Source organism: Novosphingobium sp. BL-A-41-Hi4A-0G (assembly GCF_055521735.1).
Map to the genome: position 1 here is coordinate 3538074 of NZ_CM145501.1, position 12993 is coordinate 3551066.

At 64.4% G+C, this 12993-nt stretch carries 14 protein-coding genes; 8 read left to right on the forward strand and 6 right to left on the reverse strand.

Translation table 11 applies throughout. The features are described from left to right. Positions 1-7 precede the first annotated feature (7 nt). From ACZ1JX_RS17205 to ACZ1JX_RS17230, 6 genes are all read left to right on the forward strand, one after another. Positions 8-1528, forward strand: coding sequence for a peptide chain release factor 3 (locus ACZ1JX_RS17205; RefSeq protein WP_465124709.1), 1521 nt, complete (start codon positions 8-10; stop codon positions 1526-1528). 58 nt (positions 1529-1586) lie between these two features. Then, a complete protein-coding gene (locus ACZ1JX_RS17210; protein WP_465124710.1) occupies positions 1587-2459 on the forward strand; it encodes an alpha/beta fold hydrolase in 873 nt (290 codons plus the stop codon). Next, complete coding sequence (locus tag ACZ1JX_RS17215; protein WP_465124711.1) at positions 2459-3016, forward strand: pyridoxamine 5'-phosphate oxidase family protein; 558 nt, start codon at positions 2459-2461, stop codon at positions 3014-3016. The genes ACZ1JX_RS17210 and ACZ1JX_RS17215 overlap by 1 nt, the downstream gene beginning before the upstream one ends. Positions 3017-3023: 7 nt before the next feature. Next, a complete protein-coding gene (locus ACZ1JX_RS17220) occupies positions 3024-3737 on the forward strand; it encodes an endonuclease/exonuclease/phosphatase family protein (protein ID WP_465124712.1) in 714 nt (237 codons plus the stop codon). Between the two features lie 225 nt (positions 3738-3962). Next, on the forward strand, positions 3963-4301 hold the full coding sequence (locus ACZ1JX_RS17225; RefSeq protein WP_465124713.1) for a P-II family nitrogen regulator: 339 nt from the start codon (positions 3963-3965) through the stop codon (positions 4299-4301). Between the two features lie 35 nt (positions 4302-4336). Beyond that, positions 4337-5755, forward strand: a complete 1419-nt coding sequence (locus ACZ1JX_RS17230; protein WP_465124714.1) for an ammonium transporter — start codon at positions 4337-4339, stop codon at positions 5753-5755. Between the two features lie 285 nt (positions 5756-6040). On the opposite strand, the gene ACZ1JX_RS17235 is transcribed toward ACZ1JX_RS17230, so the two are convergent. Both ACZ1JX_RS17235 and rpmG read right to left on the reverse strand, forming a co-directional pair. Continuing rightward, a complete protein-coding gene (locus tag ACZ1JX_RS17235; RefSeq protein WP_465124715.1) occupies positions 6041-6700 on the reverse strand; it encodes a LolA family protein in 660 nt (219 codons plus the stop codon). A gap of 97 nt (positions 6701-6797) precedes the next feature. After that, a complete protein-coding gene (rpmG, locus tag ACZ1JX_RS17240; protein ID WP_011446825.1) occupies positions 6798-6965 on the reverse strand; it encodes a 50S ribosomal protein L33 in 168 nt (55 codons plus the stop codon). Positions 6966-7153: 188 nt separating this feature from the next. On the opposite strand from rpmG, the gene phhA reads away from it, so the two are divergent. Beyond that, complete coding sequence (gene phhA, locus ACZ1JX_RS17245; RefSeq protein ID WP_465124716.1) at positions 7154-8092, forward strand: phenylalanine 4-monooxygenase; 939 nt, start codon at positions 7154-7156, stop codon at positions 8090-8092. Between the two features lie 73 nt (positions 8093-8165). On the opposite strand, the gene ACZ1JX_RS17250 is transcribed toward phhA, so the two are convergent. From ACZ1JX_RS17250 to ACZ1JX_RS17265, 4 genes are all read right to left on the reverse strand, one after another. After that, positions 8166-8450, reverse strand: a complete 285-nt coding sequence (locus tag ACZ1JX_RS17250) for a hypothetical protein (protein ID WP_465124717.1) — start codon at positions 8448-8450, stop codon at positions 8166-8168. A gap of 73 nt (positions 8451-8523) precedes the next feature. Continuing rightward, positions 8524-8790 carry a GlsB/YeaQ/YmgE family stress response membrane protein gene (locus ACZ1JX_RS17255; RefSeq protein ID WP_465124718.1) on the reverse strand — a complete coding sequence of 89 codons (267 nt, stop codon included), beginning with the start codon at positions 8788-8790 and terminating at the stop codon, positions 8524-8526. Positions 8791-8883: 93 nt separating this feature from the next. Then, positions 8884-9696: an undecaprenyl-diphosphate phosphatase gene (locus ACZ1JX_RS17260; protein ID WP_465124719.1), complete on the reverse strand. Its 813-nt coding sequence runs from the start codon at positions 9694-9696 to the stop codon at positions 8884-8886. A 42-nt stretch (positions 9697-9738) separates the two neighbouring features. After that, positions 9739-11541, reverse strand: a complete 1803-nt coding sequence (locus tag ACZ1JX_RS17265; RefSeq protein ID WP_465124720.1) for an ABC transporter transmembrane domain-containing protein — start codon at positions 11539-11541, stop codon at positions 9739-9741. 171 nt (positions 11542-11712) lie between these two features. Between ACZ1JX_RS17265 and ACZ1JX_RS17270 the strand changes: the two genes are divergently transcribed. After that, complete coding sequence (locus ACZ1JX_RS17270; RefSeq protein ID WP_465124721.1) at positions 11713-12969, forward strand: polyhydroxyalkanoate depolymerase; 1257 nt, start codon at positions 11713-11715, stop codon at positions 12967-12969. Positions 12970-12993 lie beyond the last annotated feature (24 nt).

A 12993-nucleotide genomic window follows, 5' to 3' on the forward strand; every position in this document is an offset into this window, starting at 1 on the left:
GCGCCCGATGTCCAATCGCCGTACCTTCGCCATCATCTCGCACCCTGACGCGGGCAAGACCACGCTGACCGAGAAGCTGCTGCTGCAGGGCGGCGCGATCCATCTGGCTGGCGAGGTCAAGGCTCGCGGCGCCGCCCGCCGCGCGCGGTCGGACTGGATGAAGATCGAGCAGCAACGCGGCATTTCGGTGACGTCCTCGGTGATGACCTTCCAGAAGGACGGCGTTGTCTTCAACCTGCTCGACACGCCGGGCCACGAAGACTTTTCCGAAGACACCTACCGCACGCTGACCGCGGTCGATTCGGCGATCATGGTGATCGACGCGGCCAAGGGCATCGAGCCGCAGACGCGCAAGCTGTTCGAGGTCTGCCGCATGCGCTCGGTCCCGATCATCACCTTCGTCAACAAGGTCGACCGCGAAGGGCGCTCGGTGTTCGAGACATTGGACGAAGTGGCCGATGCGCTGGCGCTGGACGTGGTGCCGATGTCCTGGCCGATCGGCATGGGCGGCATCTTCCAGGGCGTGATGAGCTTTGCCGACGAGACGATCGCGCGGCCCGAGGGCGACAGCCGCGAGTTTCTGGGCAAGGTTGAACCCGCGAATGATATTCCCGAGGACATTGCCGAGGAAATCGAGCTGGCCCGTGCCGGCTACCCCGAGTTCGACATCGAAGCCTATCGCAATGGCGACCTGACGCCGGTCTATTTCGGATCGGCGCTCAAGAACTTCGGCGTTGTCGACCTGATCGATGCCATTGCCAAGTTTGCCCCGCCGCCGCGCCCGCAATCGTCGAGCGTGGGCACGGTGGACCCCGAGCGGCCCGACGTGACCGGCTTCATCTTCAAGGTGCAGGCCAACATGGACCCGCAGCACCGCGACCGCATCGCGTTCATGCGCATGGTTTCGGGCACGTTCCGGCGCGGCATGAAGCTGACGCCTTCGGGCCTTGGCAAGCCGATTGCGGTGCATTCGCCGATCCTGTTCTTCGCGCAGGACCGCGAGATTGCCGATACCGCTGAAGCGGGGGACATCATCGGCATTCCCAACCACGGCACCTTGCGCGTGGGCGATACGCTTTCGGAAAAGAACGACCTGCGCTTTACCGGCCTGCCCAACTTCGCGCCGGAAATCCTGCGTCGCGTGGTGCTGAAGGATCCGACCAAGACCAAGCAGCTCAGGAAGGCGCTCGACGACCTTTCGGAAGAGGGCGTGATCCAGGTGTTCTATCCGGAGATCGGTTCACAGTGGATCGTTGGCGTGGTCGGCCAGCTGCAGCTCGACGTGCTCGTTTCGCGGCTGGAGGCGGAATACAAGGTCGAGGCGGTGCTCGAACCATCGCCCTTCGATACCGCACGCTGGATCAAGGGGAGCGATGCGGCGCTGAAGAACTTCGCCGATTTCAACGTTTCGAACCTTGCCAAGGACCGCGACGGCGATCCGGTGTTCATGGCCCGATCTTCGTGGGACGTCGGTTACCAGCAGGAGCGCAATCCGGAGCTGACCTTCTCGGCAACGAAGGAAAGGTAATCGCTTCGGGGGCATCCGGGGGTTGAAACCGGCGACCATCCGGCGCAGTTACCCTCCCATGCAATTACTCGGCCCTACCTCGAACACGTTCATCTCGCAGCGCCTGCGCCTCCACTACGTGGATTGGGGCAATGCGGACAAGCCGCCGCTCCTGCTCGTCCATGGTGGGCGCGACCATTGCCGTTCGTGGGACTGGACCGCCGAGGCCCTGCGCGAGGACTGGCACATCATCGCGCTCGACCATCGCGGCCATGGCGACAGCCAGTGGACGCAGGACGGCAACTACCGCACGATGGACCTTGTCTATGACGTGGCGCAGCTGATCCACCAGCTCGATCTGGCACCGGTCACGATCGTCTCCCATTCGTGGGGCGCCAACACCAGCCTGCGCTATGCCGGGCTGTTCCCCGAGAACGTGCGCAAGATCGTGGCGATCGAAGGCCTGTTCCCGACGCCCGAGCGCGAGGCCCTGCTCAAGGATGTGCCGTTCGCCCGGCGCGTGCGCGAGTTCATCGGTGAGAAGCGCAAGGCCGCAGGTCGCCTGCCGCGCCGCTATGCCTCGCTCGAAGATGCCTATGCACGCATGAAGGGGGAGAACCCCTACCTGACCGACGCACAGGCGCGGCACCTGACGCTGCATGGCATCAATCGCAACGAGGACGGGACGTTCAGCTGGAAGTTCGACCCGCACCTCAATGTCGATGGCGCGCCCTATGACATCACCGCCGAGCAGCGCAACGACCTGTGGAAGGCGATCACCTGCCCGACTCTGCTGCTGAACGGGGCGGATTCGTGGGCGGGCAATCCGACCAGGAACGGCATGGCCGAGCATTTCCGGAATGCGGAAGTGATCGAGTTCGAGAACGCCGGGCACTGGTTGCACCACGACCAGTTCGACAAGTTCATCGCGACGCTCAAGGACTTCCTCTGATGGCACAGTTCACCGACTGCATCCTGCCCGAACACATCGAGATGATCGGGCGGCAGTCGGTGTTCTTCGTGGCGACGGCGGCTGCGGAGGGGCGCATCAACCTTTCGCCCAAGGGCTATGACTGCTTCCGCGTGCTCGGGCCGAACCGGGTGGCCTATCTCGACCTTGCAGGGTCAAGCAACGAGACCCACGCGCACCTCGTGGCCGATGGGCGCATCACCGTGATGATGACCAACTTCCAGCAGCCTGCCCTGATTCTGCGGCTCTATGGCCATGGCAGGCCGGTTCTTCCGGCCGATCCGGAATGGGATGAACTGACCGCGCATTTCACCGTGCTGCCCGGCATCCGCCAGATCTTCGACATCGCGGTCGACAGCGTGCAGACGAGCTGCGGCTGGGGCGTACCGATCATGACGGTGGAGCAGGAGCGGCAGACGCTGGTCAAATATCACGCGCAGTCCGATCCGGCGGCATGGGAAGCCAAGATGGCGAGCCGGACGCAGAGCATCGACGGGCTGCCGGTCACGCCGACCGACCGCTATATCGCGGGGGCCTGAGCCTGCATTGAAACTCAAGGTTGCCAGCTACAACATCCACAAGGGCGTCGGGCTTGACCGGCGGCGTGATCCCGACCGCATCCTGACGATCCTGCGCGAGATCGATGCCGACGTGATTGCCTTGCAGGAAGCCGACCGGCGCTTTGGCCTGCGCGAGGCGGTGATTCCGCGAGGGGTCCTCGACGATCACAGCCCGTGGCGCGCGGTGGAGCCCGGACACTACGACCGGGCGCGGACCGGGGCGAGCATGGGCTGGCATGGCAACGCGCTGCTGGTGCGGCGCGACATCGAGGTGCTGGAGGCCTGCGCGGTGCCGCTGCCGACAATCGAGCCGCGCGGCGCGGTCTGCGCGACATTGCGTCTGGGCGGGGGGCTGGTGCGCGTGGTGGGGATGCACCTGGACCTTTCGGGCCTGCGCCGCCGCCAGCAGGTGGAAGCGGTCTGCGGACATGTGGACGGGCATGACGAGCCGGGCCACGCGGTGTTCATGGGCGATCTCAACGAATGGTCTCCATCGGGCGGGGCGCTGTCAGCTTTTGCACCGCCGCTGCGCGTGCTGGCGCCGGGGCGCAGCTTTCCTTCGCGGCGTCCGGTGGCGCAGCTCGATCGCATCGTGGTGAGCGAGGGTGTCGAGGTCGAGCAGGCGGGGGTACACCACAGTCCTCTGGCCGCGGTGGGATCGGATCACCTGCCGGTCTGGGCAAGTTTGCGCCTGACCTGAGCGACCCGTTTCGCATCCCCGTGCCTTGAATCGAGGCATGGGTTTCTGCCTAAAAAATGGGCAGCGCTCATTCCCTGCACAAGATTCGAGCGCGCAAAACCGTCAGGCGGCCATTTTCGTTCCCGTAAATCGCTGAATCCGTAAATTTCCGGATTTGGCACGCCCTTTGCTTAATCTCTTTTGCCGGCAGGTCGCCCGGCGAGTGGGCAATAGAAGGGGGCATGAATGAAATTCATCATCGCCATCATCAAGCCGTTCAAGCTCGACGAAGTGCGTGAAGCGCTCTCGGGGCTGGGCGTGGCTGGGATGACGGTGTCGGAGGTGAAGGGCTTTGGTCGGCAGAAGGGCCAGACCGAAATCTACCGTGGCGCCGAATATTCGACCAACATGCTGCCGAAGGTGAAGATCGAAATCGCTGCGAGCGACGATCTCGCGCCGCAGATCGTCGAGACGATCCAGCAGGCTGCCAGCACCGAGGCCATCGGCGACGGGAAGATTTTCGTCCTCGACCTCGCTTCGGCAACCCGCATTCGCACCGGCGAAACCGGGGATACCGCGCTTTGAGCGGGCCTTCCATTTCCGACCTTAGGGGAACCAACATGATCCGTAAGATGATCGGTGGCTTGGCGGGAACGGGCGCTTCGCTCTTCGCTGCCACTGCCGCTTTTGCACAGGATGGGCCAATCAAGGGCCCGACCGCCGAACAGATGGCCGGCATGGTCAACAAGGGCGATACGACCTGGATGCTGATGAGCTCGGTGCTCGTCCTCCTGATGAGCATTCCTGCTCTTGCCCTTTTCTACGGCGGCCTTGTCCGCACCAAGAACATGCTCAGCGTGCTGATGCAGGTGTTCATGATCGTTTCGGTCGCAGCGCTCGTCTGGGTGAGCTGGGGCTATTCAATGGCCTTCACCAGCGGCAACGAGTTCGTTGGCGGCTTCTCGAAGATCTTCCTGATGGGCGTGGATGCCACGACCTATGCAGCGACGTTCTCGAACAACGTCTACATCCCTGAATTCGCGTTCGTCATCTTCCAGATGACCTTCGCCTGCATCACCCCGGCGCTGATCGTCGGTGCATTTGCGGAACGCGTGAAGTTCACGCCGCTGATGGTCTTCACCGTCCTGTGGCTGACTTGCATCTACTTCCCGATGGCCCACATGGTCTGGTACTGGGCTGGCCCGGACTTCCTGGTCGATGCTCCGACCGACTACGGCATGCTCTGGGGCTGGGGCGCGCTTGACTTCGCTGGCGGCACCGTGGTGCACATCAACGCCGGTATCGCTGGCCTCGTCGGCTGCCTCATGATCGGCAAGCGCGTCGGCTTCGGCAAGGAAGCCACCCCGCCGCACTCGCTGACCATGACCATGATCGGCGCCTCGCTGCTGTGGGTGGGCTGGTTCGGCTTCAACGCCGGCTCCAACCTTGAAGCCAATGGCGTGACCGCTGTGGCCTTCATCAACACCTTCGTCGCCACCGCTGCCGCTGCCGTCTCCTGGGCGATTGTCGAGCAGCTTCATCACGGCAAGCCTTCGATGCTGGGCGCTGCCACGGGTGCCGTTGCCGGTCTCGTCGCGGTCACTCCGGCTTCGGGCTACGGCGCTCCGATGACCTCGATCGTCCTCGGCCTCGTCGTCTCGCCGATCTGCTACCTCTTCGTCAGCACGATCAAGAACAAGCTCAAGTACGACGATACGCTCGACGTGTTCGGCGTGCACTGCGTGGGCGGCATCGTCGGTGCGATTGCCACGGGCATCATGGCGGCTCCGTCGCTCGGTGGCCAGGGCGTGTTCGACTACACCGTGTTCCCGGCCGGCTTCGACGCCGCCAGCTACGACATGGCCAAGCAGGTCTGGATCCAGACCAAGGCCGTGCTCTTCACGCTGGTCTTCTCGGGTGTCGGTTCCGCGATCCTCTTCTTCATCGTCGACAAGATCTTCGGTCTGCGTCCGACGGAAGAAGCCGAGCGCGAAGGCCTCGACATCTCCGAACACGGCGAGCGTGCCTACAACTACTAAGTTTTGACCGAATTGGCGGGGTGGGGGCTCCAGATACTCTCCCTCTCAAATCCCCACTCCGCCAAACCTTGTTCCTCCTGCGAACAGACTAAGGCCGGAAGCGCTAGCCCGCTTCCGGCCCTTTTTTGTCGTTCGCTCCCGCTGTCAGGCCGGCAACGCGCTACCGGGCAAGCCCCCGGTCAAGGCCGCACCGGGTCGATCCACCCGAGTATGACCCCGGCAGCGATGTTCGGAAAGGTCCGCGACAAGGGCGCCGATCTCTGCTGCGGCAGCAGCAGCCGCCGCCTAGCGTGTGACGGGGCGGCGGGGGTCGGTCCAGCGGAAGGTCTTGTCGTCCACCGCTATGCCGTACTGGTGGCCCGAGAGGCGGACGGTGGTGCGCTTGTTCTGCGAATCGAGGGCGACCCACGAATCGAGCTGCAGCCCGCCCGGGGCGCCTGCGTTGCGCACGAAGATCATGGTGATCGTGCCGTATTCGGGATGCTTGGGATCGCGCACCTGCAGGCTGATCACGCCCGGATCGCCGGTGGGCAGCTGCCTGGCAAACCGCGCGACGTCCTTGTTCGGATCGAGCAGCGCGCCCAGCGGGCTGTTGCCGATCGGCCAGCGCTGGACCTGACGCACTTCGTAGTCGATCATGGTCAGCGCCTTGCCATCGCCGACGATCAGCAGCGGCACGCCCTTCTGGTACTGAAAGCGGATCTTGCCGGGGCGCTTCATCGTCAGCACGCCCGAGACGGTCTGGCCGGAGCGGTCGGTCTGGACGAAGTTGGCGCGCAAGGTCGTCACGCCGCGAAGGGCGGCGACGGCCCGGTCAATGTCGGAGGCTTGCGCCTGCGCTACCGTTGGCGCCACGAGCATCGCAGGCGTGGCCGTGGCGAGGGCAAGCGAAAGGGCCGCCAAAGGACGGCCCATCTTGCGAATCGAGGTGTAGATCATGTTCATCGCCGTTCCTTGCAGTGTCGGCGTTGAACTCGCCGTGAACCGTCCCGGTTCCGAAAATGGCGGGACAGGCTTCACGGGTAAAGCGCGAATGCGCTTGTTACTTGATCTTCGCTTCCTTGAACTCGACGTGCTTGCGCACGACCGGGTCATACTTGCGGAAGGTCATCTTCTCGGTGGTGTTGCGGGGATTCTTCTTGGTCACGTAGAAGAAGCCGGTGTCAGCGGTCGAGACCAGACGGATCTTGACGGTGGTGGGCTTTGCCATGGCTCTATCCTGAACTTTCGCGCGAATCTGAAACAAATGTAGCGGCGCGTTTCCACGCCGCCGTCACAGGGTCGGGCCGTTGGGGGAGAATCGGGGCAAAGTCAAGCGAGGAGAGAGGGCTGCCACGATTTGCCGGAATGGCATCGCCATGCTATTGGTTGCATAAGAAACCAGATTGAAAAGCCGAAATGACCGCTGCCGATACCCTGCCGTCTGACTTCACGCGCCTGCCGGACTTGCCGGACGGGGTCTATACCGCTCCGCTCAAGCGCCCTGCCCGGGTGGGCGAGGACTGGCTGGAGCCGGCACAGCGGACCTACACCGCAGACGAGCATGCCATCTGGGACGAACTCTATGCCCGGCAGATGGACGTGCTGCCCGGGCGGGCCTGCAGCGCCTTCCTGAAGGGGTTGGAGCGGCTCGATCTCGGGCGCGGGGGTGTGCCCGACTTTGCGCGGCTCTCGGACGGCCTCGGCGCGCTGACGGGGTGGAGCGTGGTGCCAGTGCCGATGCTGATCCCGGACCATGTGTTCTTCTGGCATCTGGCCAACCGGCGCTTCCCGGCGGGCAACTTCATCCGCACACGCGAGACATTCGACTATATCCAGGAGCCCGACGTCTTCCACGACGTGTTCGGCCACGTGCCGATGCTGACCGACCCGACCTATGCCGACTATATGCAGGAGTATGGCCGCGCCGGGTGGAAGGCGATGCGCTACAACCGCCTCAAGTCGCTGGGCGCGCTCTACTGGTACACGGTGGAGTTCGGGCTGGTGATCGAGGACGGCGCGCCCAAAGTCTATGGCGCGGGCATCCTGTCGGGCCCGCGCGAGGCGGTATTCGCGCTGGAAGGCCAGTCGCCCAACCGGATCATGCTCAATGTCGACCGGGTGATGCGCACCGATTACGTGATCGACGACCTGCAGCCGACCTACTTTGTCATCGAAAGCTTCGAGGATCTCTATCACCAGACGGTGGAGCGCGATTTCGACCGGCTCTATCGCGGGCTGGGGCCTGGGTTCACTTATGCCAACACGGCGGTGATCGACGTCGACGACGTGCTGCAACGGGGCACGCTGGAATACCATCTGCGCGGCGGGCGCGGGTCGGGGGCGGACCCGATCTGACGCGCACAAAAAAAGCCCGGCGCCTTCCAGGGTGCGCCGGGCTTCCTTGGCCGTTAGGCGGAAAAGAGCGGGATCAGCCCGGGGTCTTGTCCATCTTGTCGGCCTGGTCTTCCATGGCGTCGGCCTTCTTCTCGCCGGTCTCGCGCACGGCATCCGCCTTGTTCTCGAGCGCGTCTTCCGAAGCGCCGCCCATGGCGTCAGCCTTGTTTTCCATCGTGTCAGCCGCTGCTTCCGACGACTGGCGCACTGCGTCAGCCTGATCTTCGGCGGCGTTTTCCTTGGCGCTGTCGCAAGCCGAGAGGCCCAGGCCCATGGCCAGAACCGATGCCATCATCGCGCCCTTGAAAATTGCCTTCATGTCAGTCCCCTTCAGGTGTGGTGAAGGCGGCCCTTGCGAACCGCCTTCGTTTTGAAAAATCGGATAGTCAGGCTCAGCGCACCGAGCCGCGACGGACGAGGTTTACGATCGCGAGCAGGATCAGCGCGCCGAGGAACGACACGATCAGCGTGCCGGCCGAGATGCCCTGGGTGATGCTGCCGCCGCCGATCAGCGGTGCCAGCAGGAAACCACCGAGCAGCGCGCCGACGATGCCGACGACGATGTTGAGGAAGATGCCCTGCTGACCATCGGTGCGCATGACGATGCTCGCCAGCCAGCCGAGAATGCCGCCGACGACGAGAAGAATGATAAGGCCCATAATGCTAACCCCTTGAAGTGCAGTCTGTTCGGTCAATTCCGAACGAGGCACTTTGTTCCGCTTATGCGGTGGGGCGTTTGGGCGTGTCGGGTCTCAGCGCATCCCGAGCCAGACCAGCGCGACGGCGCCGGCAACGATGCGATACCACGCAAAAGGCTTGAATCCTGAGCGGCTTACGTAGGCAACGAACAGCCGGATCACGGCCAGTGCGACGACGAAAGAAACTGCAAAGCCCACGCCGATTTCTGCCCAGCCCACGCCCATCGTGCCGCTCATCACGGCATCGCGGTTGTCGAGCAGTTCGAGGGTGGTGGCGCCGAGCATCGTCGGGATGGCGAGGAAGAAGCTGAATTCGGCCGCGGTTCGGCGCTCGATGCCCATGGCCAGCGCGCCCATTATCGTCGCGCCCGAGCGGCTGACGCCGGGGACCATGGCAAGGCACTGTGCAAGGCCGACGCCAAGCGCCTGACGCAGCGGCAGTTCGCCGATGCCGGTAAGTTCGCCGGTCTTCGCGCGCTTCTCGATCACGAGGATGGCAATGCCGCCTGCGATCAGCGCCCAACACACCACCGAGGGACTGCCGAGCAGGACGTCGATGTATTTCTTGAGCGCAATACCGAGCACCGCCGAAGGGATGAATGCCGCCAGCAGGTTGCGCAGGAAGCGCAGGGACGTCGGGTTGAGCTTGAGCAGGCCCATGCCTACCGCCCAGAAGGTGCGCCAGTACTGCACCACCACCGCCAGGATCGCGCCCAGCTGGATCACGACGTTGAACATCGCCCACTGGTGCGCGTCATAGCCGAACAGCTCGGTGGCGAGGATGAGGTGACCGGTCGAGGAGACCGGCAGGAACTCGGTGAGGCCCTCGACGATGCCGAGCAGGATGGCGGTGACGATCGTGTCCATGATGTCCCCAGCACTTGCCGCAGCGCAGCATCAAGTCAAGCGTTACGCGGCCAGCCCTTCGAACTGCAGGCGGGCGAGGCGGGCGTAGAGGCCGTCTGCCGCGCTGAGCGTGGTGTGCGTGCCCTGTTCGACGACGCGCCCGGCGTCCATCACGATGATCCGGTCAGCCGCGCGGATCGTGGCGAGGCGGTGGGCGATGACCAACGTGGTGCGGTCCTTCATCAGCCGGTCGAGCGCTTCCTGCACCAGCCGCTCGCTCTCGGCATCGAGTGCGGAGGTCGCCTCGTCGAGCAAGAGGATCGGCGAATTGCGCAGCACCGCGCGGGCAATGGCGATGCGTTGGCGCTGGCCGCCCGAAAGGCGCGCGCCATCCTCGCCAAGGAAGGTGTCGAGCCCCTGTGGCAGATCGCGCAGGAACTGTTCGGCGTTGGCGGTGCGGGCTGCTTCCCAGATCTGGTCGTCGCTGGCATCCCAGTTGCCATAGCGCAGGTTGTCACGCGCCGAGGCGGCGAAGAGCGTGGCGTCCTGCGGCACGAGCGCGGTCCGGGCGCGGATGTCGGCAGGGTCGGCGCTGGTCAGCGGAACGCCGTCGATGCGGATCGCGCCGCCGTGCGGATCGTAGAAGCGCTGGGCGAGGAGGAACAGCGTCGACTTGCCTGCGCCCGAGGGGCCGACAATGGCGACAGTCTCGCCCGGCTCGACGGTCAGCGAGAAATCGTCGAGCGCGAGGACTTCGGGCCGCGAGGGATAGCGGAAGGTCACGTTCTGGAACGCGATCTGGCCGCGCGGCGGGACGGGCAGGGCCGTGGGCCGGGCAGGCGGAGCGATTTCGGGCTCCTCGCGCAGCAGTTCGGCAAGGCGCCCGGCAGCGCCTGCACCGCGCAGGAGATCGCCATAGACTTCGGACAGTGCGCCAGCAGCGCCGGCGACGAGGCCTGCGGTGATCACGATGGCAAAGATCGTGCCGCCACTGATCGTGCCTTGCGCGACGCCGATCGCGCCTTCCCAGACGAGCATGGTTATGCCGCCGAAGATCAGCAGGATAACGATGGCCGTCATCACTGCGCGCAGGGAAATGCGGCGCAGCGCGGTCTGGAACGTCGCTTCAACCTTCTCGCCAAAGCGGTCAAGTTCGCGCTTTTCCTGGCCGAAAGCCTGAACGATCTTCATCGCGCCCAGCACTTCGGACACGATCACGCCGATGCCGGCCACCCGGTCCTGGCTCGAGCGCGAGACGTTGCGCACGCGTCTGCCGAAGAACACGATGGGCCCGACGACGAGCGGGATGCCGATCATCAGGATCGCGGTCAGCTTGGGCGCAAGGAAGAACAGATATCCGAGGCCGCCGATGGCGGTGATCGTGTTGCGCAGGGCGACCGACACGGTCGTGCCCACGACCTGCTCGATGATCGCGGTGTCCGAGGTCATCCGCGAGGAGATTTCCTTGGGGCTGTTGGTCTCGAAGAACGACGGAGGCAGGCGCAGCAGGTTGGCCTGCACGCGCAGGCGGATGTCGGCGACCACGCGCTCGCCCAGCCATGACACGAAGTAGAACCGGCAGGCCGTGCCGATGGCCAGCACCAGCACGATCAGCAGGAGATACTGGAACCAGCGGCCCAGCGCTTCCACGTCGGCCCCGGCAGAGAAGCCCTTGTCGATGATCAGACGGAAGCCCGAAGGGATCGCCAGCGTTGCGGCAGATGTCACCAGCAGCGCGGCGGAGGCCGCGGCGACCCGCCCGGGATACTTCATTGCCTCGCGCCAGATCATGCGCAGCGGCCCCAGGGTCTTTGCCTTGGGGGCGGCTTCAACAGGGGTCGGCGGGTTCGGGGTTTCCTCGTCCATTGCGGGTGCCTAGCCGATGGCGGGCCGGACCGGAAGGGGCCGATTGGCCAGTCTGCCCCTCGGACAATCGTGACGGGTGATTTGTTGCGTTGCACAAGCAATCGTTTCGCGGCAATCTGCGCCCAACGACTCCCGGTGCTTTCCGGGCAACAAGCCAAAAAGGTGTTCGCAGTGCTTTACAAAGCGTATGAAATCCAGCGCTCGCTGATGAATGCGAGCAGTGCCTGGGCATCGATGGTGGCCGATGCCATGACCGATCCCCGCAATCCCTGGGCAGGCATCGGCCCGTCCCAGACAATCGCCAACGCGCTCGACGTGTTCGCACATGCGGCGGCGCCGCGTGGCAAGCCCGCGTTCGGCATCAAGGTCATCCATGTCGACGGCACGGCCCACGCGGTGAAGGAGACCACGGTCATCACCCGGCCGTTCGGCGACCTCAAGATGTTCACCCACGAAGGTCTGCCCAAGAACGCGCCGCGCCTGCTGATCGTCGCACCGATGAGCGGCCACTACGCCACGCTGCTGCGCGGCACGGTGGAGCGCATGCTCGAACGCTGCGTCGTCTACATCACCGACTGGGCAGATGCGAAGTACGTGCCGCTGGCCGAAGGCGTGTTCGACCTTGACGACTACATCGACTACCTGACCGGCTTCCTCGAATATATCGGCGAAGGCGCACACATGATGGCGGTCTGCCAGCCGTCGGTCCCGGCCTTTGCCGCCACCGCGATCATGGGTGCGAAGAAGCACCCATGCCGCCCGCTGACGCTGACCATGATGGGCGGCCCGATCGACACGCGCGAAAGCCCGACTGCGGTCAACGACCACGCGATCACCAAGCCCTACGTGTGGTTCAAGCACAACGTGATCACCACGGTGCCTGCCAACTATCCGGGCGAGGGGCGGCGCGTCTATCCGGGCTTCGTGCAGCTCGCCAGCTTCATGTCGATGAACCTCGGCAGCCACATGATGAGCCATTACAAGCTGTTCCAGCACATGAACGCCGGTGCCGACGAAAGCGCCGACGCGACCAAGGCGTTCTATGACGAATACCGCGCGGTCTGCGATCTGCCGGCCGAGTTCTACCTGCAGACCGTCGACGTCGTGTTCCAGCGCCATGCCCTGCCCAAGGGCGAAATGGTCCATCGCGGCCAGGCCGTCGATCTGGGCGCGATCACCGACACCGCGATCCTGTGCATCGAGGGCGAGCGCGACGACATTTCGGGCATCGGCCAGACCAAGGCCGCGCTCAAGGTCACGCCCAACCTGCCCGACGAGATGAAGCATTACCTGCTCGCCCCCGAAGTCGGCCACTACGGCATCTTCAACGGCTCGCGCTGGCGCTCGTCCATCGCGCCGGTGGTGGAGCAGTGGATCGGCAAGTTCGAAAAGAAGGCCAAGGGACGCAAACTGACCGTCGTGGCCTGAGCCTTAAGGGGGGAGGCAGCCTCG